The following is a 23396-nucleotide window of genomic DNA, read 5'->3' on the forward strand; positions in this document are numbered from 1 at the left end:
CAATTATTTTCCAGTTTGTCAAACGAATAGGTTCGACAACACAAAAAAACACGCTTACTCAGCGTGTTCCATCCTAACGTTACATGGCAAGTGCTTGGCGACTGATCCGATATTGCCCCGGTGTCAACCCCGTCCATTTCTTGAAAGCATTTTGAAAGGCGCTTGGATCTGAAAAATGTAGCAAATATGCAATCTCTCCAATGGAATGCTCCGCTTGCTGTAAATACCCCATCGCCATTTCTTTGCGAACATTCGTGGACAATTCATGATAGGAAGTGTCCTCTGCCTTTAGTTTCGCTTGCAGGGATCTCGTGCTCATATGAAAAGCAGCGGCAGTCTGCTGTAAGGTCGGAAAAGCCGCAGGCATACATCCCACCATCCATTGAAACACGCGGTCCGAAAATTCCCGTCCTCTGATCAGCTTCTCTCTAATTTCTTCCGCGATTGGTTCAAACGCTTTACGCAGCCGGACATCTGAATACAGAATCGGGTATTGCAAAACTTCTTTGCCTACCAAGAGCCCATTTTCTGCTCTACCAAATTGAGGCTCCATTCCGAACAAATTCAAATAAGGTGCGATATCGGCCGTAGCGTCGTGTGTGAATTGTATCGCCTGTAACGGAATAGACCGATGACTCATACGGACGATCAAGTGGTACAAGGAGCTGACCATATCCTCCATGCAATGTCGAGAAACGCTCCCAGGACTTTGTCTATGAAACCGCAGGAACACATCGTTCCCCCGCTCTTCCCAATCCAGCTCGTACCCGCTGCAAAGGATCACGTGATACCGCTGATAAGCCTTCCATGCATCGACGATTTTTTCCGAATGCATCATGACATAGCCAAGAATGCCCAGATCGGCAATATCGGTTAACTGTCCTTGATGCAGTCCGAAATGATCATCCTGCGTGTATATGGCAGCTTCTTTCATCAAGCGCTCAAGCTCCGCTTCGTCAATGCGAGCCTCCACATCCTGCAACAAAGCACCGTCGAAAGAAACATGATCACAAAAACGCTCAAAATCAAGCTTCTTGTGAGTAATTGTTTTCATAATCGGATACACCATCGAAATCGCAAACCCATGCGCATTTTCCAAGTACGGAACCTCCTTTGCGTGAATCCACAACATTTATGCGCTTTCGATCATTCATCTGTTCCATTCCACACGATATGCTGAATACAGTTCAGTTTACCACGATCTGTCGGTTATGGAATCAACTCTACAGGGGGTTATGAAAATGAACATTCTCGTTATCATCGGACATCCAGATCCCGAGAGCTATTGCTCTGCGTTGGCGCACGCCTATATGAAAGGAGCTAAAGGCAAAACAGCACAAATTCGCACCATTGATTTGAGCCAAATCTCTTTCGATCCAAATTTGAAGTACGGATATCGGAAAAGAACGGAGCTGGAGGATGACTTAAAAGAAGCGCAGGACCTCATCCGTTGGGCGGATCATCTGGTCATTGTTTATCCGACTTGGTGGGGCACGATGCCCGCTATCTTGAAGGGATTTTTCGATCGTGTCTTATTATCCGGATTCGCCTATAAATATCGGGAGGGCTCGCCACTATGGGATAAGCTGTTAACGGGCAAAACCGCACATATGATTGTAACCATGGATACCCCATCTTGGTACAATCGATTGATCTACTGGCAAGCCGGACATCTTGTGATGAAACGCAACATTTTGAAGTTTTGCGGGATCAAGCCTGTGAAGGTTACGGAGATCAGTGGAGTGAATGCCTCGGCGGAGGAACAGCGCAAGAAGTGGCTGGGGAAAGTGACACAGCTTGGGGAGAGGCTAGCCTAAGCGTACGGTGAACCAGAGTGACAAAACAAAAACTCAAGCCCTCTTTCAGCTTGAGTTTTTCCTGTTGCCTTACTTATCGAGGTGCTTTTGCACACTTTCCAAAAACTTGCCCCTACTGGATGAACGCCGAGGATTCCTGCATCTTCCATTGCTTCCATCGCCCCAGTAATCACGATTTTTTCTCCCTTTTTCTACCTTTTTCTCCTGAACCCCTTTTCAAACAGCTTATCCAATCCTGAAATGCTCGCGTAAGGTGACACCCGCATATTCGCTTCTGAATAAGCCTCTTTCAACCAATTGCGGCATCAGCTTTTCAAAAAATAGTTCCATCGATTTTTCTGAACCGCCTGGAAGGGCAATAAACCCGTCCATAGCTCCAGCCTCAAACCGCTCCATGATATCGTTCAACACGTCCTCAACCGTCCCAATGGAAACCCAGTGAGCAGACCCGACAACCTCTGGCCTTGCCAACACCTCTTCTACTGTAGGCTGATGATTGATGATATACCGGCGCAACAGATCAGCGTGTGTACGGCTGCGCACTGGTTGATTCGGATCAGGGAGCATATCGACAGTTACGGGATGATCCAGAGTAAAGCTGCGCAAATCAAGGCCCAGTACGGATTGAAGCGATGCATGTCTGCGTTCCAAACTCAAATGCGCGTGTGCTTCTTTATGTAATCCATGCGCTTCCTCACGGGTATCGGCCAAGAAAAAATATAATCCAGGCAAAACTTTGATCGCGTCCGGACTACGCCCCTGTTCCTCGGCTCTTCTTCTCAAGTCGTTTCGCAATTCCACTCCTGATTCAAGGTCTGGCATCGCCGCAAAGATCGCATCCGCTACTTTAGCAGCAAAGCTCCGTCCCATATCCGACGCTCCTGCTTGAAAGAAAGGAATGGAGCCAGATGGATGGGCAGGCAATGTAAGCGGCCCCTTGACACTGAAAAACTCACCCGAATGATCAATGGCGGTAACCTTCTCCCTATCAGAAAACATGCCTGTCTCACGGTCCATCACAATTGCTTCGGACGGAAAACTGTCCCACAGCTTTTTTACGACCTCCGTAAATTCCGCTGCTTTCGCATATCTTTCTTGGGGAGAAGGCATAGGGAAATCACCGAAATTTTCCGCGCCTTCAATCGATGTGACAATATTCCAGCCAGCGCGACCATTGCTCAGCCAATGCAAGGATTGAAGCTGTCTGGCAACGACATACGGCGGATTAAACGTCGTAGAAATCGTCGTAACCAGTCCGATCCGCTCGGTTTCCCTGGCAATCGCTGCGAATATCATCGTAGGATCAGGGCTGCCGAAATTTGCGGAATCGCCTAACATCGTGGGGTGAACATAAAGATAATCCGCACGGAAAAGAAAATCGAGCTTTGCTTTCTCAGCCATTTTAGCCAAATCCATGTAATAGTCGATGGAGCCCATTTTTTCCACACCGCTGTCTGGACGCCGCCAGCCTTCTCCTTTCATCCAGGTTGCGTTTATGGACAATCCGATGCACAATTGTTTGTCTTCCGTCATTTTTCTCTACCTTTCCTATATGAACACTAATAACGATTCTCATTATCAACGAGTAGTGTAGCAAGGTCTGGCACAAATGCAAATACACATATCCCCAATGTGATATGCATCATTATTGAAACTGGCGACGAAAGGAGCTCTCAATGACTTGTGTAAGCAGAAGGAGAAACCCCGAATTTCTTTTTAAAAACTCTACTGAAATATAGCGGATTATCGTACCCCACACTGAAGGCTACATCACGGATGGAATAATTGCCTGTTAGAAGTAATTCGCTCGCTCTCTCCATACGGTACTGGATGACATAATCGATTGGACGTACTCCCGTATATTTGTGAAAGAAGTACGAGAAGCTCTTGGGACTCATTCCATGCAACTCTGCCAATTCATCGAGCGTCAGTGAATTCATATAATGTCCGTTTATGTAAGCAATGGCTTGCTGTATTACCATTTTACTAGGAGGACTCTCACTCTCTCGAAGCCTGCACCCCACCAGAACTTGATGCATGATCCCCAGGAATAATTCCTTGCTACGAAGCTTCCCGATTCCGTCAACGGTGTGGGCACTCTGATGAAGCATCATCAGCAATTCGGTCACTCTTGGATTAGCTCCCGGTTCCAGCATGAAATGTGCGTCGCATTCGTGGACGCTAGCTCCATCACGTATGTTGTCCAATCGATACGTAAGCAAATAGTACTCGAACTCTGAATCGCCAATGACTCGCGTGTCCAGCAGCATGTCTGGCGCCGCATGAAATACGGTTCCTGGATGTAATTCGTAGACAGTTCCATTCACACACATTCTGGCTGCTCCGCGAATGGTAAAAAGAAAACCGTGCCATACCGTCCTGAATTCACGCAATACACTGTTCGGCTGGATGAATAAACGGTAGGTACCTACTATCTCAGAGGAACCACTAGCAAATACTTCGGCTAGTTTATCCAAATCTGTCACTGTCTTTGCACCTGCTTCCTGTCCAAGATGTATGGGTCCTTTTTACAGCCATATTTTATCACAGACCATGATCAGCGGGTCTCTTTTCCCGAATCCAAAGAGCGGGCAGTTATTTTTATTGAAATTGATATGGTAAAATAAAGAAACAAATGGTAATAGGAGACGGGCATCCTGATGATATATCATACAAAGAAAGAGATAGGTGTGGAGCATCGTATGGAAGATAAATTAACATTGATTAAGGTTTTTGCTGGCAAAAGTTCACAGGGAACAGTTTTAGAAGAGCTTCCTGCAGAATACCTAAGCGATCAAAAATTCAAATTATGCGCATCTCCAGGGCTAGCACTAGGCCTTGCGAAAGGAGATACCATAAAACTCCATCCCAACGGAGATTTTGATTTAATCGAGCATGGTGGGAATTTCTGTATTCAAATTTACAAAGAGCAGCCTATTAAAGAAAAGATAGAAGCAGTTGAATCTATCGTCAAAAAAGAACTTTCAGGCTCTTTAGATGGATTTCATAATGGTTCACTCGCGTTTACTGCTCCAATCAGTAATGGATTTGATGCAACCAATCATACGTTCAATAAAATTCGAGACGTACTAGAAGCAGAGTACTATTACTCTAATATTTACAAGGATCCACATAATTTTGAAGATGAAGAGTTAGTTAGTTGGGCTAGAGATCTGGATTAATCTTTGAAAACGTCAGTTCTTCGGCTATGGAGCATCCTCCTTGGAATGATTTACCTAGGCAAATAAATCGTGCAAAGTGTATTTATTATGTAGCTGATTCTGAGTATGATAATAGTAAAAATAATAAGAAAGAGGCTATCAAATGGATTCTACTTTTTCATCAAGAAAAGCAACAAAGACGAAAACCCTCGTTATCAATGCACTATTTATCGCTTTTACTCTCGCAGCCACCATGTTTATTAACCTAAGACTCCCGATCATGGGTAACGGTGGCCTCATTCATCTCGGGAACGTGCCTCTTTTAATCGCAGCTTTTGTGTATGGCAGAAAAACAGGAGCTATCGCAGGAGCTTTTGGTATGGGCCTCTTCGACCTTATCTCTGGTTGGACAGCATGGGCGCCGTTTACCTTCGTAATCGTAGGTGCAATGGGCTATGTAGCTGGCCTCATCGCCGAAAAGGTGCCTGGCAATCGGGTATTTGTGTACGCACTCGCAGTTGCGGCAGCATTGGTGATTAAGATCGTGGGCTACTACTTTGTTGAGGTTATTCTTTACGGGAACTGGATTCAGCCGTTTGGCTCCATTCCGGGGAACGTTTTGCAGGTGGTTGTAGCAGCGGTTATTGTCATCCCGCTGGTGGGACGCTTGAAGAAGATTGTGGGGCAAGGGTAAAAAAGGAGGGATGGGGCAAAGCTCCATCCTTCCTTTTTTACAAATATAAAAAGATCGGGAAACGCGTGGGAGCAGTACAAATTACCTTTGGGAAAGGCCGGCAGCACAAAAATCAGATTATCGTCCATGACTCCAAAGCCGTCTTTCCTATTCCTTGCCCAGATCTAACTGATACAAGGCGCTTTTGTGCTAGGGCATACAATTCTTCGGTTACATCCGTTGATTCTGGTGTCGAAGACTCTTGAAGCTTACTGATCTGCTCATCCCATTTGTCCTTGTTCTTCCAACCTCGTACGGTTCCTTCCGAGATACCGAGCTGCTAAGCGATGTCCTTCAATTTCGTTTTACTATTCGACTGCTTTTACGTCTCCAACGCCTTAATACGGTTCGGGTCTCTTGCTCTTGCCACTACATCATCACCACCACCAATATTTAATAGTTTCGTTATGAAATAAAAAAAGGGAGCCCATAGACTCTTAAAAAAGAGTTGAGGCTCCCTTTTAATTGATTTACTTTACGACCACTTTACAACGATATCATCAATATAAGCAGCAAACAATCCTGTTCCTGCTGTTGCCCTAAACGTAATGGTTTGAGAACGCCTGTAGTGTACTTTTGTAACTACCTGTAAGACTAGTGAACTTATCCCATTAAGTTTGATTGGCAAAAGAAAAAGCACCACTATGGTGCTTTTCATTAAGCCTTTCCTCTCAATTACCAAGTCGATAAGTAAACAGCGTAAGCATGCCTCGAATCAAAATCTTGGGAGGAATGTCCACGAACCTTAAAGTATATAGTCGTTCCCCTCCCAAAACCACTTCCTGTCGCTGCGTCAATTTGACCAGGCCCTAAATCACCAGCAGTCCCAGACATTTGACCATTAGGGCCATAAGCTATCCAGTCATAGTCATAATTAACACCAGTAGGAGATTGCAGTTCGAATACCCAATTTATTTTGTCTGAGTCATTTTTCCAATAATACCAATCAACATCTGTACTATCCGAGATTGTTTGAAAGAAACTACCACCATCGTTGATAGCATGAGCAGTTTCTTTTGTATCCGCCCATCCATCACTGGCAAAAGCAGCTTGCGAACCGAAAGTTAATACGGAAACAACTGCACCCAAAGTCATTAACTTTTTAATCATAATCCACACTCCTATTTCCACTTATTCTTTTCGAACATACCTTTTTTCATATTTCCTATCTACTGAATTGTTTCGTCGACTAACGTGGTATGTGCGACGGGTTAAAAATTAAAATAATCCATTTTTTCCACCTCTTTACATTTTTAAGGACATCATAGCATGCATTTTTAAACAATACAATCGTATTATTTAAAAACTTTCTGGCTTTTTTCCTTGTTTCAATATAACCATGCCTAAAATAATTGATCATGAAAAGAGACGAAAGCAAATTGCTGAAGCGGCAAGTATTCTAGAACACCTTAGGGACCAGCGACAAGCTTTTTACCTGCTATAGCCAATGGTACGCTTCTGTACTCTTAAGACACGATCGGCATATTCACATAAGAGAGATACCGGACAAGGGGCGAGTGGTTGGAGCCTTATGTCTCGCATGGAATCGCCTGTCCGGTAAATCCCAAGAGCCGATGTCGATTGGCTCTTGACTCAAGATTACCGATTCAAATATTTAAAATCGTCCTGCCTTTTATCCCTGATTTTGTCCGGGTTTTTCATCTTCAACCAAAACGAAAACCACCTCAAAGGTGGTTTTTCTACTACTGTAACTACTGTATTCAGTTTTTGAACCCGTTCGTTCAACAACTTTTCCGTTACTAGTGATACGGTTCACCGTAATACACTAAACACAAAGTACAGTTTGACCACAATATATACATTAATGAATAAAGGCAAAAACCACTCCTAACGATGGAGTGGTTTATTTGATTAAAACTTCACTATTATCCGTCCTTTTATATTCAGATTTAGGACCGACTTTCATTCACGTATGGTAATAACTAGCTCGTCAACTTTATATTGGTCATTATACTTAACTTCAGCTTTCAAATTTAAAGAAGATAATTTTACAAAAACCCTTCCACGCATCCCTTCATATCTGAAGGCTTCGGCATCTTTTACATACTCATCAGATACTTTTATTATAACATCGTCTGCTTTTTTATTGAAAATACCGTTTGTGTCCAATTTCGACTTCTCGGTCTCTAACAATGGGTGAAACACCGCTGTACCCGGTTTTGGCCAATAAAAGTCATAAGGTCCAACTAAACTATTAACAGAAACATATTGATTTCCGTCAGATTCCAAATAATAATAATCGTCAGAGTTTATTGTGTACGTATTATTTATGTTGACAATCGGAAGATACTTAATTTTAAGCCCTTTTTCATCAAATTTGGGATATAGCTTGATCCCTTCATTTGGGACGTATGAAGCATTATATCCTAATGTGTCCCCTATTGCATGAACTGGCAGGTATGATGTTCCATCAACAACTATTGCCTTATTATTAAGTGTTTTGCCATTGATGTTTACTAGCAGCTCTCCCTCAACAACCTTACCAACCATACTAACCACTTCAGCATATACACTTATCGATGTTCCTATTAATAATCCAAATAAAGTTCCAATTATATATTTACGCATTTATTCCCCACCAATTCTCAATAATTTCTTTTTCTTTCGAATATAATTCATACTTTGATCAATGGACTTGTAAAAATAAGTATACCAAATATTGGTATTATCACCACTTCAAATTTATGTCATAGTCAGCCTTTTGGAAGGTTACGGCTCAATTTAACCTTTGAGGCTTGTCTCATGAAAAATAGGCGAACATATATACGGGCTTCCATATGGGGGCTTCTTTTTTCTCCTTCTGCTACGGTTATGTGCGGAAGGAGGTGATTACCATGACCAAGCATCTGTATTACTATGTAAGTTTCGAGGATGCAGCCCGACTCAATATCGTGAGTTAATTCACTCGGCAATAGGAACTACTATCTGCAGCCACATGAGCACCTGGTGGCTTTTGTTTTCGAGCCCGTTACTGAGATAAGCCACGCCATCTTGAGACACTTGTTTGATGCAGTTGATCTGTCACTCCTAGAAAACTAATTCTGCAGGGCTGGTACTCCACTTTGGAGCATCAGTTCCTTATACTTCTCTCCCGAAATAGTATGTTAAATAGACATTTTACTTTAAAAGGAAACAATAACCATATTTTTACGTATAACATGTAAACGAAATATTGGAGTGATAATAGAATGTTCGCAAATGACTTTGGACCATCTTTCTCTAGTGGTTTTGGTCCGCCCTGGTGGTTTTTAGTGATTGCTGGAATAATTGTACTTTTCATCTTAGGAGCGATCATAAATGGTATCAGGATTTGGATGTCAAATAATGCGTCCCCACTCTTAACTCAACCTGCAAAAATAATTAGTAAACGCACAAGAACTTCAGGTGGCGGTAATGATACCAGTGTATCCACATACTATTACCTTACTTTTGAACTAAGCAATGGAGAAAGACTAGAATTCCATGTAAAAGGTAGTGAGTATGGCTTACTGGTCGAAGGAGATACAGGCATATTAACTTATCAAGGCACCAGATATAAGGAATTCAGCAGACGACCTTTGTAAAATAGGGTCGTCTTTCTACATTCCTATCTCCTTTGCTAAAAACTCTCTTTCTCCCAATCCCCAGTAGTATTCCACCTACAAAAGCAACATTTTGACTTAACCCTTCTCTGACCTGGTATTGAAACGATTTTCTGCATCCTTATTAAGTGAAAGATTCGTGATAATATGCTTATTAAATCTTTAATGATGACAACGAGGAGGTTTGATTTTCAAATGGCTGAAAAAACGAACAAGAGTATCATAATTGACATCGCTCCGCTAAGAGCAGAGGATCGCAAGCGTTGGGACGTATTGGCTCGAAGCTACAAAGCCTTTTACGAGACAGGGCTCCCAGATTCCACATACGATGAGATCTGGAACCGACTGCTCATTGGCGATAGGATATTCGGTTTCGGTGCGCATCTTCATGGAAACTTGATCGGTATCACCCACTACGTTTTTCAGCCTACGGTCTGGAAAGAAGATGTGTGCTACCTGCAAGACCTCTTCGTTGACGAAACTGCTCGCGGACATGGGGTGGCCCGCGCCCTTATAGAACGGGTCGCTCAAGCTGCTCGAGAACAAAAAGCTTCTGCACTGTACTGGCAAACCCGCCAGGACAATTTCACTGCTCGTGCTCTTTATGACAAAATTGCTCATCATAAAGGCTTCATTCGCTACGACTATACACTTGAATAGAAGTGGAGGCCGGTATCTATTGCGTACGGGATACCGACTTTTTTTCAAGCTTACCTGCTGATCCCATTTAACAAATCGATTGTTTTTGATAAACCCAGACACATATCTCTTTCACTTCTGATAAGATCGATAAGTTGCCAACTTGTCGTTTCCCACCCGGTTTTCATTACTGTGATATAATGAAAATAAAAACAATGGGGTGTATTGTTGAAGAGACAATTTTTGATGATTGTAAGTGATGTAACAAAACCACAAATGGATAGAGTCACCGAAGTAGTAAAAGATTTTAATGAATTCATTGACTTGATTCCAATTGAGTCTAAATCTGATGGAGGCTATAGCCTATACATCGATATTCAAAAAGGCGATGTTGCTATAACAGTCTCAGATACACGAACATTCCTGAGAAATTGGTTTAAGTCTTTAAAAATAGAATGTGATTCAAATCCACGAGACTTTTATTAAAAGTCTTTTTTAAATACACATTTTGTAAAACCATATCCCCTCTTGTTCCTAATACTGATGTACAGTAAGATTTAGGAAAAACCATTAGGGAGTGGAAACATGGTCACTTGTTACTTGAAATATGTTATTGATCCATATCAGGTAAGTGTTTTTGAAGAATATGCAAAGATGTGGATACCTCTTGTCAACAAGTTTGGCGGACATCATCATGGCTATTTCCTTCCTCATGAAGGTGCTAATAATATTGCTTATGCCTTATTTAGTTTTCCTAGTTTGGCAGAATATGAAGATTATCGAAAGAAAATACTGGTCGATGAAGATTGTCAACTTGCCTTCTCACTCGCAGAGCAAACAAAGTGCATCATCAGTTACGAGCGAAGTTTCTTGCGTCCGGTGTTTGAATAATTCTCCTTCAACCTTGTCCATCCTTAGATAGGATGGGCTTTTTTATATAATGAGCATTGTGTATCTATCCGCTTATACCCGGCAGCGAAAAGATTGTCTGCTGCCCCACTTGATCAGCTGCCACTGGATTGATCCAGATCACTTTTGTTCTGATGCGGCCCATTCTTTTGGCACCATTTTCAATCTATCCGTTACCGTCAATATCCGATCAGGTACTTTACTCCATTGATCAGGCATCCTGTTGTTGGGTGCTTTTGATACGTCGATGCATACGATTCTGTCAGATGTTTTTCCGCCCCTCGCCATCCAGCACCGAACCAAAAACATCCTTGGTACTTTCACCGCTCTCTCCCCCTCATTTACCAAATCGTGTGCTGTGTTAAAACGATCAGGTAACCAATATTCCCCAATTGCGTATTAAAACGTGAAAGGAGTGAATTTTGCATGATCGAATTTACATCAATTATTTTGATAACATTGCCCTTCCTTGGATGGTGTTTAATCCCCACAATTACCGATTTGTTAAGTACCTTGTGACCAGCCTACTATGTTGATAAACTGTAAAAAACTAACAATGGCAGGGTGCCAAGTATGAACTATACTTTCGAGAATCTTACCTCCCTACATCAATCGATGATTGGCTGGTGGTAAAAAATGATTCTACTTTTTTTACGTGATTGGGCTGATCGTAAGTCAGCGGAACTAAGCAGCCTTAGTATTTCGTCTGAAATTTTCAGTCGTGAATTTATAGATGATAAGAGGGTTCAAGATCCTTCGTTAGGAGTTATTCATGAATCCCAGTACTGTCTAGGTCAGATCCTTGTATGGGAATCACAGCAATTGGAGATGGAAGTGGTTCACATCGATACCGAAGAATTAATTTATTGGAAGTATCTTGAGAAAATAGACTCCAATATCGATTTGGAGGAAATCACCGTGTAAAACAAAAAAATCGCTCAGGGGATCAGCTATCCCTTGAGCGATTTTTCGTATTTCAACGATTTAAAATGATTGATTCCAATTTTTTCAGCTCTTTTTAAAGGGACAGGCTTTCGCTTGTATTCTTGGAACCCTAGCTTTTGGTATAGCTTCATAGCGGGAATATTCGTATCTGCTACTTCTTCGATGAGAAATTGTTCATACAGGGTATTTTCCATCATATGACGGAGAATCATCATTGCCGCTCCCTGCCCTCTGAATTCGGGAGCCGTTCCGACAAAATCGATTGTGCATTTGAAGGGAGAAGGATCTGCCAGCGTAGCTTCAAATTCTTTTTTCAAAAAGAGTCCGGCGAGGGTGCCTTTATAGAGTCCCAGATGCTTTCGCAGCTCTTTTGGATTTAGTTTTACCGAAGGCGCAGTACCGTCCGAGCATGCAGCCATGCCGGCAACAGTGCGATCATCCGTTACCGCTACATAAAATTGATTCAAAACGAACATGTGAACAAAAGCTCTTGCAATAGTTTGCTTGTCATTTGAAAAAAAGCCAAGCCACTGCGTGAATCCCTCCGCAAAAATCTGAGACATTTGCTCTCTTGCATCGAATTCTGCTTGATCCGCCCTGATCACTGTAAACATGTTCGGTTATTCTCCTTCCTAGTATAGAAAAGAAGTGAGGATGAAGCGGGAAGGCATCGTGAAGCTGTTTTTTCGCATCAATTTCATCATAGCTAGCCCGTGAAGTGTCGAATAGAAAAATACGACCATTTCGTCTGGGTCTCCTGAACGGAATTCTCCAAGCTCCTGATCTTTTTTGATGAGCTGGGCTGTAGCGTGAAACATGTTGTCGCTAAGCCGGGCTACCTCGCTTTGTTTGACGCTTGTTCCTGCCCCCGATAGAAACGATTGAGCCATCAGTATTAGCAAATTCGCAAACTCTTCGCCTGTCATCATGTCGTTGTGAATTTCTTTCACAAACTGATCCAATGCTTGTTTCGGTGAAACAGCCGCCTCGAAAAAATCGATGTTTTTCTGCATGCCTGCGAGAGCATAGACCACCAGTTCGTCAAACAAGGTTTCTTTTGATTTGTAATGCCGATACAAAAGTCCGATGCTGATGCCAGCTGTATCCGCGATGTCCTGGACATTGGTAGAGCCGTATCCTTTTTGAACGAATAACTGCATGGCAGCTGATTGTATTTTCTGTTTGGTTGCGTTGCGCATTTGTTCGTATTGTTCTTTGGTGCGGGGCATTGGGGGACCTCATTTTTTGGGTGAGTTTTTACTCATTATAAAAAGCTGGAATTTTGAAAAGCAATCTTTTACAGTTCGGTACATGCAAAAAAAACGGCATCTCTGCCGTTTTTCGTTGCCCTTCTATTCTTCCATCTAATCCTTTGCTGTCTTCAGCTCAGCTTCGATCTTAGAGCTTTTCGAAGACTCGTCCATGCGCCAGTAAACGAGAAGGCTTATGGCAATACAAGCTGCTACATAGTAATAGAAGAGAGACTCGTTCCCGATACTTTTAAACCATAGTGCGATGAATTCTGCTGTTCCCCCAAAGATCGCAACAGTCACGCCATACGGAAAGCCTACACCCAAAGCGCGAATGGCGGTGGGAAACATCTCGGCTTTCACGATTGCGTTAATGGACGTATAGCCAGTAACAATGATAAGACCAGACAGCATCAGCAAGAAAGCGACATATGGGCTAGTGGTTTGTTCCAGGAGCAAAAACATCGGTACGGTCCACAATGTTCCAAGAACACCGAAACCAATCAACAGCGGTCGCCGTCCAATCCGGTCGGACAGCATACCAGCAAGCGGCTGCAAGACGACGAATACGAGCAATGCGGTAAAGTTAATCCAGCTTACTACCTCTTTCGGCATTCCTACCGTAATCACCATGAATTTTTGCAAATAGGTCGTGTAGGTGTTAAAGGCGATGGTTCCCCCGAGCGTAAGGCCAACAACTGCCAGCACCGCCTTCGGATGCTTCATCAGCTCTCGAAGCGTACCCGCCTTCTCCTTGTTTTTCGACTCCATTTTGGTATACTGCTCCGATTCGTCCATACTGCGGCGCAGCCACAACACGGCTACTGCGCCAAATGCTCCGATGATGAAAGGAATTCGCCAGCCCCAGGCCATCATGGCTTCTTCCGGGAGTATTTGCTGCAGGATAATTTGCACACCCAGTGCCAGCAATTGTCCACTGATCAGCGTGACGTACTGGAAGCTAGAATAGAACCCTCGGCGACCACTCGCAGCCATCTCGGACAGGTACGTTGCAGATGTTCCGTATTCCCCGCCAAGCGAAAGCCCTTGGAGCAGGCGGGCAAGAACGAGAATAATAGGTGCAAACACGCCGATGGTTTCATAGTTTGGTGTTACTGCAATCACCAGAGAACCACCTGCCATGATGGTAACAGACAACGTCAACGCGGCACGGCGCCCATGACGGTCAGCGTATCGGCCCAGGAGCAAGCTCCCGATCGGTCTCATTAAAAATCCGATAGCAAAAACAGCGGCTGTATTTAGCAACTGGCTGGTAGCGTCCCCTTTTGGAAAAAACTGAGATGAGAAATACACCGCAAAAGCTGCATAGACATACCAGTCATACCACTCAATCAGGTTCCCCAGTGAACCTTTAAAGATGTTGCTTGTGATTCGCCGCGTATTTTCACGATCACTCGATGGCTTCATTGCTGCCCCCTCCTTATGATTGACCCGAATCCATTCGCAATTGGGATAGTTTAACCGCTTTCAAATGAAACAATACTATTCTCGAGACGGCACTGTTCGCTTTGAAAGGGTTTACATATTTACCTGAATGGATTCTCGAAGAACTGTTTTTATTCTAAGTTATTTGTTTTGCTAGAATCTATTGAATACTTCTAGATGTGCAAAAACGGCATCCGAGCTGCCGAAAAACCCAGTTGAGTTACATTGATTTTTCGACCGGATCGGGCTACCCTTTTCCATAGGGAGGCGGCTGTTATGACAATCACTATGCTTCTGGGACTGCTTGAAAACATCTCTGTAATCGCAGTCATCGCCCTTATCATCGGCCAACTGGATTACTTTCGGAACATCATGTACGGGAAAAATAACTGGATGCGGATCTTGATCCTCTCTACGCTGTTCGGGTTCCTGTCGGTAATCGGAACGGAGAACGGGCTACGGGTCGATGACGCACTCGCCAATACGCGCATTGTCGGTGCCGTCGCGGGCGGGTTGATCGGGGGGCCTGTCGTCGGTTTTTTTGCTGGCCTTATTGGAGGTATTCATCGCTATTCGATAGGCGGATTTACCGCATTCGCCTGTGCCATCTCGACCGTAATGAACGGCTACTTGGCCGGGATCGTCAGTACGAAAATGAATATGCTGCGTCTGAAATGGCAGCATATCGTACTAATTGGCGTTGCAGCCGAGCTCATTCAAAAAGTTTTGGTGCTTCTCATGGCCAAGCCTTTTTCTGCGGCACTCGAACTGGAAGTAAAAATCGCGATCCCGACCACCATTATGACCATTGCAGGACTGCTCCTCTTCACTCGCGTTTTCCAAAATCTCAAAATGATGCAAGACCAGTCCGGCGCATTGGGGGCAGACCTGGCCTTGTCGATTGCAAGCCAGACGTTGCCTCATCTGCGGACGGGGCTAAATGAACATTCTGCGAAAAAAACCGCTGAACTGATCCGTGAAATGGCCAGGGTGGATGCAGTCGCTATTACCGACCGCGAAAAGCTGCTCAGTGCAAAAGGCCACGAGCTGGAGAATCATTTGCAGAAAGAGACGCTGTGCGCACAAGTAGCGGAGGCTGTTTTGACCCACCCTACAGGGGTATGGTGCGACAAAGATTTTGCTCTTCCGCGTCCGCCTCGCCTAAAATCGATCAGTGCCGCGTCGTTGTATCATCAAAACCAGAAAATCGGGACGTTGCAATTCTACTATAAAACCTCTTCCTCCAAGACGTCCCAGACCAACGAGAAGTTAGTGGACGGCCTCGCTAAGCTGCTGTCGGTCCAAATTGAACTGGCAGAGATCGAGCATCAAGCGACAATGCGGAAGCAGGCTGAAGTGAGCGCCCTGCAAGCACAAATCAATCCGCATTTTCTGTTCAACACCTTGGGGACGATTATGTCCTATTGTCGTACAGACCCTGATCAGGCGAGAAACTTGATCGGTCATTTAAGTGACATTTTCAGGCGCAATTTGAAAAGCAAGGGAAATCATCACAGCTTGCAGGAAGAACTCGACGGAATCAAGTCGTATTTGGAAATCGAGAAGGTCAGATTTAGCAACCGTTTAAAGGTGAACATGGAGATCGACGAATCTCTGCTGACCCGCAAATTGCCTGTCCTGACTTTGCAGCCGATCGTGGAAAATGCCATTCACCATGGACTTTTCCCAAAAATTAGCGACTGTCTGCTCACGATCCGAGTGGAACCGTACGACCATGAAGTGAAAATCAGTATTGAAGACAATGGAGTTGGAATCAGTGAAGAGCGTTTGGCCGATATCTGGAACAGCCAATCGACAGGGATCGGCCTTGTCAATGTCCATTCACGGCTGCAATCGATCTATGGCAAAAAATATGGCCTCACGATTCACAGCCAGCCTGGTTTGGGAACAGTCGTATCCTTTGTCGCTCCGTTATCCGTATTTGAAAAGGAAGTGCATCCAGATGCTCCTGAAAACGATCATCATCGATGACGAGCCAGCCATTTGTTCCGAATTGGAATATTTGCTGAAAAAATATATCGATATTCAGGTGGACGCAATCTATACCAATCCGCTTGAAGCATTGCCTCATATTATCAATTCCAAGCCTGATTTGCTTATGCTTGATATTCAGATGCCTGGGATGAATGGGCTTGAATTTGCCAAAACATTGAATCAGATGTCCTTTCCCCCATTGATCGTTTTTTCGACTGCCTATCATGAACACGCTCTGGAGGCCTTTTCCACGCTGGCTGTGGGGTATTTGACCAAACCGATCATGGAATCGAAATTAGACGATGTGATCCAAAAAGTGAGGACACTGAGGAACCGATCGGCCATAAATGACCGTAACGCGACGGTTCCCCCGATGGAAGAGCATGTTTGCATCCGGAAGGCCAACAAGATCATCCCGATCCCTGTAGGACAGATTTATTTTGCGTTTGTACGGGAGAAAGATTTATATGTTGCGACAAAAGAGAGTATCGACAAGTGCGACTTGTCCTTAAATGAGCTGGAGGAGATTTTGAACCGATCCCGCTTTTTCTTTAGAAGTCATCGAAACTTTATTTTGAACGTGAAGCATATCAAAGAAATCATCCCTTGGTTCAACAACACGTACTTGATCAAGATGAACGACGACAGCCAGACGGATATTCCCGTAAGCAGAGGGAAAATAAAAGCGTTTCGCAGTTTGATGAATTTGTGAATACAAGCCATTCTTAAAAACCCTTGAATATCAAGGGTTTTTCTTGTTCGCATCCGTTTTCGTCCGAGTGAGTTTTTGAGGTTCCGAGTGAAGCTCGTCCCCAATCCGTCCCCATCCTACAAGTCAAGGAAAGCAGTTACTAACACGTAAATATGTTTATCTATGCTATAAATCGTAATAAATTTGAAATGAAATTTTTAAAGAATCTTTAAATAAAGTTTCTTTTATCTTTCTATTATGATTGTATGATTTATCCCTAAATATCAAAATCCCCTTCAGAAGATACACATAAGTATGCCACCCTACTAGTATAGTGACATTTATCAACAGCAAAATTTACAAGGAGAGTCATCTATGAGTAATAGAATTAAAGAATTAGATTCAATACGAGGTTTGGCGGCTATTACAGTGGTGATAGGACATTTTTGTTTAATGATACCATCCTTGCCTGATTCTATTAAATTTTCACCCCTTAGATTTTTATGGGCTGGTGGAGAAGCTGTAATCATTTTTTATGTACTCAGTGGTTTTGTCTTATCTATGGCCATTTATCATTCAAAAACAAATTATTGGGGATATTTAATTAAGCGATTTGTAAGAATTTATATCCCTTATTATGTCTGGATATTCATCACCTTTGCTTTATTTATTTTGTTTTCGCCATATGAAGTTACGGGACTACGAGATTGGTTCTATGATAAGTGGCAAGGACCTATAACAACATTAGATATTATCAATCACCTTGTGCTTCTTAATAACTTTTTTACAGATAATTACAATCCGGTTATCTGGTCATTGGCTCAAGAAATGCGTATATCTATCGTGTTTCCTTTGTTATTCCTTCTTTTTTATAAACAAAGTTGGAAGAAAACGATACTGTTTGCCATGAGCTTTTCTTTCATTAGTATTTTCCTTAATATATTGCATATTGGAAAAGCTGAGGGATTTTATAATGGGTATGCTGATACACTGCATTTCACATCTATGTTTATGGTCGGAATGTTACTTTTTAAGCATCACGAAGAACTTGTCCGTTTATATAGAAATATGAAAAAATGGAAAAGAAGACTTCTTATCACATTAGGAGTCATTCTATATTTATACTCAACTGGAATTTTGTTTATTTCTCGTAGTGATACCTATTTTCTATTAAAAGATTGGGGCGTTGTAATTGGTGTTAGTATACTTATTATAATGGCTATGAGTAACCTAAAAGTAAAAGCAATTTTAAATAAGAGTGTATTTGTATACGTAGGGGAAATTTCATATAGTATCTATTTATGCCATTTTCCAATCATGATGGTACTATTTAAACTTTTGTATGCAAAGATTCCAATCTCTTTGCTGTTCCTCTTATGTGTTACAACGACAATATTGTTTTCTATCGTTTCGTATCATTTTATTGAAAAGAAATGTATAAAATGGGCAAAGCAAAGGACAATAAAATTCCAAAAAAAGGGGTAATATTTAATCGGTTCCTTATCTATTTAGGAACCGATTAAAATGCGCCCCACATGCGATTATACTACCAATTATATGAAAGAATTGCTGGTCAGTAGACTCCATATACTCATTAGTAAATATTTATTATTGACTATCTATCCAGCATATGTTAGTATTTAGACATTCATGGGGCCATAGCTCAGCTGGGAGAGTGCTTGACTGGCAGTCAAGAGGTCAGGGGTTCGATCCCCCTTGGCTCCACCATAATATAGAACGCACAAGTCACTTATACAAGGTGACTTTTTTTATTTTCACAAACTTGATAAATCCCCGTCCCTGCTGAAAAAAACCACGAAAAAAGCCAACCGATCTCCACCGGTTGGCTTCCCTCTTTTCCCTATCAATCTACTATCTCACCGTCACCACAATCGGTGTCTTCTTCCCACCGTATTGTACATAAATCGTCGCTTTACCAGAACCCGTCGCCTTGATGACGCCGTCCTTCACATCGGCTACCAACAGACGAGATGTGGTCCAGAGAGCTGGCTTGGTGACATTTTGCTCAGAGCCATCTGCATACGTAGCGATGACGTTCACTTGTTTCACTTCGCCCTTGCTCATCACGAGCTGGACGACATCTGTCTTCAAGTATTTCAATGTATCAACATCGACTGGGATGGATACGCTCTTGTCGTTGTATCTAGCTGTAATCGTTGCTTTTCCATAGGTACGTCCTGTAATGAGGCCTTTGGTTACGTCTGCTACCTTGTAGTTGCTCGTCTTCCAGTCAGCCATGGAGGTAACATCCATTGTGCGGCCATCGGAGAAGGTAGCGGTCAAGGTTACTTGTACGTTGCTGTTCGACTTCGTAGATACAAAGCGCTTGTTTGCTTCCAGCTTGCTCACGATTCCGACTTCTACTGGGATGCTGATCGATTTGCCGCCGTATTTCGCAGTGATCGTCGCACGTCCGTTTGAGAGACCTGTTACGCGGCCGTTTACCACATCCGCTACTTTAACCGAGGACGAGGACCATTCTGCATCGCTGGTCACATTGTCCGAATTGCCAGCGGAGTCTGTTGCGTTCAGCTTGATCTCTTTTGATTCGTTGACGTTCAGGATCAGCAGTCGAGGATCAACGGAGAGATTCGTCGCTTGGTCTACTTCTACTGCAATCGTAACCGATTTGCCATCGAAGGTACCTGTTACAGTCGTTTTCCCTGCTCCAGTCGCTGTGATCTTCCCGTTCATTACCTCTGCTACAGCAGCAGAAGCTGTGCTCCATGTCGCTGTATCTGTTACATCCTTGGTCGTTCCATCTGCGTAAGCTGCCGTCAGCTTAACGGTTTCGGACTTGCCATTGCCAAGCACGATCTTTTTCTTGTCTACCGTCAATGTCTGCATGACGCCAACAGATACGGAAATGTTCACTGTACGTGATCCGTATGTAGCTGTCACGGTCGCTGCACCTGTTGACACCCCAGTGATCAAGCCTTGACGCACGCTTGCTACGTTAGGAGCACTGGATGACCAAACGACTTTTTGTGTGACATCTTCAGCAGGAGAGCTTCCATCTGGATACGAAGCCGTTACCTTCACTTGCTTCGCGCCGCCCACTGGGATCGCTACTGTCGTGGTATCTGCGGACAAGTTTTGCGGTACATCTACATCGACAACCAGTGTCGCTGTTTTTCCGCCGTATTTAGCGGTTACATTCGCCGTTCCAGCCTTGTAGGCGGATACGGTCTTGCCGCTTGCAAATACGACATCTTGATTATCCGAAGACCACTCTACTTTTGAAGTGATATCTTCACTTGTTCCGTTTGCGAAAGATGCGTTTACAACTACGTCTTTCGTTGATCCGCTTTTCATCGTCAGGAAAGCTGGAGTGATATATATGGAACGAGGTACTTCTACATCTACACGTACCTGTACGGATTTGTTTCCGTACTTGGCAGTAATCACGGCTTCACCGGACTTCACCGCATGGATTTTCCCGTTGCTGTAGTACGCAACGTCCTCTCGATCGGAGGACCATTCGGCCTTATCGTTCACCACTGTGGAACCGCCGCCATTGGCATAAGTTGCTTTCAGCTCGATGTCTTCTTCCTTGCCCACATTCATGAAAATGTTTTGCTTGTTGAGTTCTAGCTTTTGCGTTGTATCCACATCGACTTTGATCGTCGCTGTTTTGGTTCCATACTTCGCAGTAATAGTTGCTGTACCTGCGCCATAAGCCTTGATCGTGCCTTTGAGCGCATCGGCTACAGCCGTATTGTCTGAAGACCATTCAGCCTTGTCGGAGACATCCTCCGTTACACTTCCATCCGGGAAAATGGCCTTGAGCTTGATTGTTTCTTCGCCGTTCAGCAAGAGTGAAACCTGGTTTTTGTTGGGCTCCAATCTGTGGGCGATCTCGACATTAACAGAGATCGTTGTCGTCTGGCTGCCAAACTTCGCTGTCACGGTACCAGTTCCTGAATTCAAACCTTTGATTGCACCGTTGACTACAGTCGCAATCGCTGGATTATCGATGGACCAGTCTGCTTGAGTCGTTACGTCTTCTGTTGTCCCATCGCTGTATACAGCTGTCAGCTTTACGTTTTCCGTGTTGCCGATCCGTACGTTCAACGTTTGATCTTCTGTCGTCAGTGCCTTTACCTTTTTCGTTACGGTTACACCCACTACAACAGGCTTACCCATGTACGTAGCTGTTACGGTAGATTTCCCTACCGATTTGGCTGTAATCTGCCCCGCATATACAGAGGCTACATCCGCATTTTGCGTGGTCCATTCTGTCTTGACGGTGACGTCTTCCGTTTTTCCGCTCACGTAAACAGCGGTAGCCGTCAGCTTGGTAGAATCTCCATTTTCCAATGTTACCTCGTTCTTGGACAGAACAAGTCGGCTGATTTCATCGGCAGCCAATCCTACCCCTGCGTTTCCAGTCCCCACTAATAGCAGGACGGCCAGAAACAAGAGCATCGTTTTTTTCCAGAACATTGCTAGCCTCCCTCGCAAGTATGAAATTTGCTGTTCTTCGAAACCATTCCACCATTACTATATCGGTAAAGAGCAAGAAACAATTTACTAGTTTTTCGTGTCAAGCATATGTCAAACTTTGTAACTAGACCGCATTTCAAACGTCTAAAGTTAAGAGAGCGACTATGAAGGAGATTTCGAAGAATGAAAAATCGAACGATAAACGCACAGCGTCCGTGCTGGCGCGGGATACGGATAGTGTTGGGGATTGTCATGCTGCTCGGTCTACTATGGTCGGGCTATAACTGGTACCGCATCGAACAGACGATTGAGGGAGCCAACGCCCGGCACGCAACCGTCGGCATTGTCCTCGGTGCAGCAGTATGGGGTGAGGGGCCTAGTCCTGGTCTGCGCGAACGCCTGGAGCAGGCCGCGACTTTGTATGAAGAAGGCTATGTATCGAAGCTGTTGGTCACAGGCGGCCTTGGTGAAGGCAAAACGATCACGGAAGCTGCTGTGAGCAGAAATTACTTGGTTGCCAAGGGAATTCCAGAAGAGGACATTTTGCTAGAAAGCAAGTCCACCAGTACATACGAAAACCTGCTGTACGGCCAGCAGGTCTTGGAGGAACATCATATACAAGACGCCCTGATCATCAGCCACGACTATCATTTGGCCCGTGCAATGATCATGGCTGATTCACTGGGAATTGTCGCCTCGCCTGTCGGGACGACGTCACACGTCCTTTTTGGACCGTATCATAAGGCGAGAGAAGTACTCGCACTCACGGATTGGGAGCTCTCTCGCCTCTGGACACAAGTGCTAGGAACGGTGGTTCTCGCGTAAAATTTCATACACATCGACAAAATGGCGGATTCGCTCCATGATGCGAGCCGCTTTTGTTTGTTCAATCCGATTTCCGTTGGAGATAGACAAATGCTCTTGCAGTTCATTCAGCGCGTAGTTTGAAGTAAACAGCGTAGGCAAATGGTTGTTTGCCCGCTGATTCAAGATAACCCCCAAAATCTCGTCCCGAACCCATGGCGTCAGGTTTTCCGCGCCGATATCATCGAGGATCAGTACAGGCACTTCTTTCAGCAGCTCCAGCTTCCCCGCGTACGATTGATCCGAGATGGAATCCTTCATCTCCCGGATAAAGTCAGGCACATAAACCAGCAAGGAAGCGACATTGCGCTCCGAGAGCTCGCGACCGATTGCTCCCATGATGTAGCTTTTTCCAACCCCAAACGGACCGTGCAGATAAAGCCCTTTTACCCGCTCGCCTGTTCCAACTTTTTCACAGAACTGAATCGCAGCGTCTACGGTAGCCAAATTCCCGGAGTCAATGACCAAGCCCTCAAAGCTCGCGTTCAAGGTCTCTTCGGAAACATAGTAGCTGCGCATCAGTCGACGGCGGCGAACCTCTTCCTCATGCGACAATTGCTTGGAACAGGGCGTCATCGAGCTGATAATATGATGGTGAGCCAGCTCCAATTGAGTGCTATGCCCCTTGACCAAATTCGGGCACTCGCCAAGACCCGGACAACGCTCACACCAATACTGCTCCTTGACTGCCGTATAAATGTTGGAGAGCGAGCGGAGGTAGTCGTCCCGATTCAATTCGGGATGCTCTTGTTGAAATGCTTTTAAATACGCGGACGAACGGAACATTTTATCTAACTGCTGATCCGGTGTCAGCAACTGACGCGGTGTTCGTTTGGCGAGCTCTTGCATGAACTCACTGATAGATTCCACGTTCCCT

At 44.1% G+C, this 23396-nt stretch carries 23 protein-coding genes, 1 tRNA gene and 2 pseudogenes; 13 read left to right on the forward strand and 13 right to left on the reverse strand.

The window, feature by feature from the left end:
* Positions 1-79 precede the first annotated feature (79 nt).
* Positions 80-1099 carry an AraC family transcriptional regulator gene (locus POF51_RS19400; protein WP_069845959.1) on the reverse strand — a complete coding sequence of 340 codons (1020 nt, stop codon included), beginning with the start codon at positions 1097-1099 and terminating at the stop codon, positions 80-82.
* Between the two features lie 142 nt (positions 1100-1241).
* Here POF51_RS19400 and POF51_RS19405 point away from each other — a divergent pair, with 142 nt between their 5' ends.
* Positions 1242-1817, forward strand: a complete 576-nt coding sequence (locus POF51_RS19405; RefSeq protein WP_083261595.1) for an NAD(P)H-dependent oxidoreductase — start codon at positions 1242-1244, stop codon at positions 1815-1817.
* Positions 1818-2042: 225 nt separating this feature from the next.
* Here the strand turns inward: POF51_RS19405 and POF51_RS19410 are convergent, their stop codons facing one another.
* Together POF51_RS19410 and POF51_RS19415 are read right to left on the reverse strand one after the other, a co-directional pair.
* The gene (locus POF51_RS19410; RefSeq protein ID WP_069845964.1) at positions 2043-3350 is read right to left on the reverse strand and encodes an NtaA/DmoA family FMN-dependent monooxygenase; all 1308 of its coding nucleotides are present in this window, start codon (positions 3348-3350) and stop codon (positions 2043-2045) included.
* Positions 3351-3490: 140 nt separating this feature from the next.
* Positions 3491-4303 (reverse strand): helix-turn-helix transcriptional regulator, encoded by an 813-nt coding sequence (locus POF51_RS19415; RefSeq protein ID WP_069845967.1) that lies wholly within the window; start codon positions 4301-4303, stop codon positions 3491-3493.
* A 174-nt stretch (positions 4304-4477) separates the two neighbouring features.
* On the opposite strand from POF51_RS19415, the gene POF51_RS19420 reads away from it, so the two are divergent.
* Both POF51_RS19420 and POF51_RS19425 read left to right on the forward strand, forming a co-directional pair.
* Positions 4478-4999: a DUF4265 domain-containing protein gene (locus POF51_RS19420; RefSeq protein WP_083261596.1), complete on the forward strand. Its 522-nt coding sequence runs from the start codon at positions 4478-4480 to the stop codon at positions 4997-4999.
* Positions 5000-5141: 142 nt separating this feature from the next.
* Positions 5142-5672 (forward strand): ECF transporter S component, encoded by a 531-nt coding sequence (locus tag POF51_RS19425; protein ID WP_069845969.1) that lies wholly within the window; start codon positions 5142-5144, stop codon positions 5670-5672.
* 40 nt (positions 5673-5712) lie between these two features.
* On the opposite strand, the pseudogene POF51_RS19430 reads toward POF51_RS19425, so the two are convergent.
* The 4 genes and pseudogenes from POF51_RS19430 to POF51_RS19440 all read right to left on the reverse strand — a co-directional run.
* Positions 5713-5874 (reverse strand): annotated as a pseudogene (locus POF51_RS19430) (terminase B); the annotation flags it as partial.
* 51 nt (positions 5875-5925) lie between these two features.
* Positions 5926-5982, reverse strand: a pseudogene (locus tag POF51_RS32195) (phage terminase small subunit-related protein); the annotation flags it as partial.
* Positions 5983-6386: 404 nt separating this feature from the next.
* A complete protein-coding gene (locus POF51_RS19435; protein ID WP_069845975.1) occupies positions 6387-6821 on the reverse strand; it encodes a hypothetical protein in 435 nt (144 codons plus the stop codon).
* 813 nt (positions 6822-7634) lie between these two features.
* A complete protein-coding gene (locus tag POF51_RS19440; protein ID WP_069845977.1) occupies positions 7635-8300 on the reverse strand; it encodes a hypothetical protein in 666 nt (221 codons plus the stop codon).
* A 620-nt stretch (positions 8301-8920) separates the two neighbouring features.
* On the opposite strand from POF51_RS19440, the gene POF51_RS19445 reads away from it, so the two are divergent.
* The 4 genes from POF51_RS19445 (at position 8921) to POF51_RS19460 (ending at position 10843) form a co-directional block, all read left to right on the forward strand.
* A complete protein-coding gene (locus POF51_RS19445; RefSeq protein WP_069845979.1) occupies positions 8921-9295 on the forward strand; it encodes a DUF2500 domain-containing protein in 375 nt (124 codons plus the stop codon).
* Positions 9296-9508: 213 nt separating this feature from the next.
* Positions 9509-9973 (forward strand): GNAT family N-acetyltransferase, encoded by a 465-nt coding sequence (locus POF51_RS19450; protein WP_069845981.1) that lies wholly within the window; start codon positions 9509-9511, stop codon positions 9971-9973.
* Positions 9974-10198: 225 nt separating this feature from the next.
* Entirely contained in the window at positions 10199-10438 is a 240-nt protein-coding gene (locus POF51_RS19455; RefSeq protein ID WP_017250790.1) for a hypothetical protein, read from the forward strand.
* A 99-nt stretch (positions 10439-10537) separates the two neighbouring features.
* Positions 10538-10843, forward strand: coding sequence for an NIPSNAP family protein (locus POF51_RS19460; RefSeq protein WP_007717186.1), 306 nt, complete (start codon positions 10538-10540; stop codon positions 10841-10843).
* A 138-nt stretch (positions 10844-10981) separates the two neighbouring features.
* Here the strand turns inward: POF51_RS19460 and POF51_RS19465 are convergent, their stop codons facing one another.
* Entirely contained in the window at positions 10982-11185 is a 204-nt protein-coding gene (locus POF51_RS19465) for a hypothetical protein (RefSeq protein ID WP_069845983.1), read from the reverse strand.
* A gap of 312 nt (positions 11186-11497) precedes the next feature.
* On the opposite strand from POF51_RS19465, the gene POF51_RS19470 reads away from it, so the two are divergent.
* The gene (locus tag POF51_RS19470) at positions 11498-11785 is read left to right on the forward strand and encodes an immunity protein TriTu family protein (protein ID WP_069845985.1); all 288 of its coding nucleotides are present in this window, start codon (positions 11498-11500) and stop codon (positions 11783-11785) included.
* A gap of 26 nt (positions 11786-11811) precedes the next feature.
* On the opposite strand, the gene POF51_RS19475 is transcribed toward POF51_RS19470, so the two are convergent.
* The 3 genes from POF51_RS19475 to POF51_RS19485 all read right to left on the reverse strand — a co-directional run bounded on the left by POF51_RS19475 (position 11812) and on the right by POF51_RS19485 (position 14484).
* On the reverse strand, positions 11812-12420 hold the full coding sequence (locus POF51_RS19475; protein ID WP_069845987.1) for a GNAT family N-acetyltransferase: 609 nt from the start codon (positions 12418-12420) through the stop codon (positions 11812-11814).
* An 18-nt stretch (positions 12421-12438) separates the two neighbouring features.
* Positions 12439-13035 (reverse strand): TetR/AcrR family transcriptional regulator, encoded by a 597-nt coding sequence (locus tag POF51_RS19480; protein WP_069845989.1) that lies wholly within the window; start codon positions 13033-13035, stop codon positions 12439-12441.
* A gap of 135 nt (positions 13036-13170) precedes the next feature.
* Entirely contained in the window at positions 13171-14484 is a 1314-nt protein-coding gene (locus POF51_RS19485; protein WP_069845992.1) for an MFS transporter, read from the reverse strand.
* Between the two features lie 294 nt (positions 14485-14778).
* Between POF51_RS19485 and POF51_RS19490 the strand changes: the two genes are divergently transcribed.
* The 4 genes from POF51_RS19490 to POF51_RS19505 all read left to right on the forward strand — a co-directional run bounded on the left by POF51_RS19490 (position 14779) and on the right by POF51_RS19505 (position 18916).
* Positions 14779-16494 (forward strand): LytS/YhcK type 5TM receptor domain-containing protein, encoded by a 1716-nt coding sequence (locus tag POF51_RS19490; protein WP_069845994.1) that lies wholly within the window; start codon positions 14779-14781, stop codon positions 16492-16494.
* Positions 16466-17209, forward strand: a complete 744-nt coding sequence (locus POF51_RS19495; protein WP_069845996.1) for a LytR/AlgR family response regulator transcription factor — start codon at positions 16466-16468, stop codon at positions 17207-17209. The genes POF51_RS19490 and POF51_RS19495 overlap by 29 nt, the downstream gene beginning before the upstream one ends.
* Positions 17210-17563: 354 nt before the next feature.
* Positions 17564-18673, forward strand: coding sequence for an acyltransferase family protein (locus tag POF51_RS19500; protein WP_069845999.1), 1110 nt, complete (start codon positions 17564-17566; stop codon positions 18671-18673).
* Positions 18674-18840: 167 nt separating this feature from the next.
* Positions 18841-18916 (forward strand) — tRNA-Ala (locus POF51_RS19505).
* 144 nt (positions 18917-19060) lie between these two features.
* Here the strand turns inward: POF51_RS19505 and POF51_RS19510 are convergent.
* Positions 19061-21655 (reverse strand): Ig-like domain-containing protein, encoded by a 2595-nt coding sequence (locus POF51_RS19510; RefSeq protein WP_069846001.1) that lies wholly within the window; start codon positions 21653-21655, stop codon positions 19061-19063.
* Positions 21656-21838: 183 nt separating this feature from the next.
* Between POF51_RS19510 and POF51_RS19515 the strand changes: the two genes are divergently transcribed.
* Positions 21839-22480 (forward strand): YdcF family protein, encoded by a 642-nt coding sequence (locus tag POF51_RS19515; protein ID WP_069846004.1) that lies wholly within the window; start codon positions 21839-21841, stop codon positions 22478-22480.
* Here the strand turns inward: POF51_RS19515 and dnaI are convergent.
* Positions 22457-23389 carry a primosomal protein DnaI gene (dnaI, locus tag POF51_RS19520; protein WP_271755930.1) on the reverse strand — a complete coding sequence of 311 codons (933 nt, stop codon included), beginning with the start codon at positions 23387-23389 and terminating at the stop codon, positions 22457-22459. The genes POF51_RS19515 and dnaI overlap by 24 nt on opposite strands.
* Positions 23390-23396 lie beyond the last annotated feature (7 nt).

Origin of the sequence: Brevibacillus sp. AG, assembly GCF_028369215.1 — a bacterium.
GTDB classification, from domain to species: Bacteria; Bacillota; Bacilli; order Brevibacillales; family Brevibacillaceae; genus Brevibacillus; species Brevibacillus porteri.

Excerpts from the sequence above, each read along its gene's own strand:
- POF51_RS19510 (WP_069846001.1), bottom strand. The coding sequence starts at position 21,655 with ATGTTCTGGAAAAAAACGATGCTCTTGTTTCTGGCCGTCCTGCTATTA.
- POF51_RS19450 (WP_069845981.1), top strand. The coding sequence starts at position 9,509 with ATGGCTGAAAAAACGAACAAGAGTATCATAATTGACATCGCTCCGCTA.
- POF51_RS19500 (WP_069845999.1), top strand. The coding sequence starts at position 17,564 with ATGAGTAATAGAATTAAAGAATTAGATTCAATACGAGGTTTGGCGGCT.
- POF51_RS19495 (WP_069845996.1), top strand. The coding sequence starts at position 16,466 with ATGCTCCTGAAAACGATCATCATCGATGACGAGCCAGCCATTTGTTCC.
- POF51_RS19410 (WP_069845964.1), bottom strand. The coding sequence starts at position 3,350 with ATGACGGAAGACAAACAATTGTGCATCGGATTGTCCATAAACGCAACC.
- POF51_RS19480 (WP_069845989.1), bottom strand. The coding sequence starts at position 13,035 with ATGCCCCGCACCAAAGAACAATACGAACAAATGCGCAACGCAACCAAA.
- POF51_RS19435 (WP_069845975.1), bottom strand. The coding sequence starts at position 6,821 with ATGATTAAAAAGTTAATGACTTTGGGTGCAGTTGTTTCCGTATTAACT.
- POF51_RS19420 (WP_083261596.1), top strand. The coding sequence starts at position 4,478 with ATGATATATCATACAAAGAAAGAGATAGGTGTGGAGCATCGTATGGAA.
- POF51_RS19405 (WP_083261595.1), top strand. The coding sequence starts at position 1,242 with ATGAACATTCTCGTTATCATCGGACATCCAGATCCCGAGAGCTATTGC.
- POF51_RS19425 (WP_069845969.1), top strand. The coding sequence starts at position 5,142 with ATGGATTCTACTTTTTCATCAAGAAAAGCAACAAAGACGAAAACCCTC.
- POF51_RS19490 (WP_069845994.1), top strand. The coding sequence starts at position 14,779 with ATGACAATCACTATGCTTCTGGGACTGCTTGAAAACATCTCTGTAATC.
- POF51_RS19455 (WP_017250790.1), top strand. The coding sequence starts at position 10,199 with ATGATTGTAAGTGATGTAACAAAACCACAAATGGATAGAGTCACCGAA.
- POF51_RS19470 (WP_069845985.1), top strand. The coding sequence starts at position 11,498 with ATGATTCTACTTTTTTTACGTGATTGGGCTGATCGTAAGTCAGCGGAA.
- POF51_RS19515 (WP_069846004.1), top strand. The coding sequence starts at position 21,839 with ATGAAAAATCGAACGATAAACGCACAGCGTCCGTGCTGGCGCGGGATA.
- POF51_RS19440 (WP_069845977.1), bottom strand. The coding sequence starts at position 8,300 with ATGCGTAAATATATAATTGGAACTTTATTTGGATTATTAATAGGAACA.
- POF51_RS19445 (WP_069845979.1), top strand. The coding sequence starts at position 8,921 with ATGTTCGCAAATGACTTTGGACCATCTTTCTCTAGTGGTTTTGGTCCG.
- POF51_RS19460 (WP_007717186.1), top strand. The coding sequence starts at position 10,538 with ATGGTCACTTGTTACTTGAAATATGTTATTGATCCATATCAGGTAAGT.
- POF51_RS19475 (WP_069845987.1), bottom strand. The coding sequence starts at position 12,420 with ATGTTTACAGTGATCAGGGCGGATCAAGCAGAATTCGATGCAAGAGAG.
- POF51_RS19485 (WP_069845992.1), bottom strand. The coding sequence starts at position 14,484 with ATGAAGCCATCGAGTGATCGTGAAAATACGCGGCGAATCACAAGCAAC.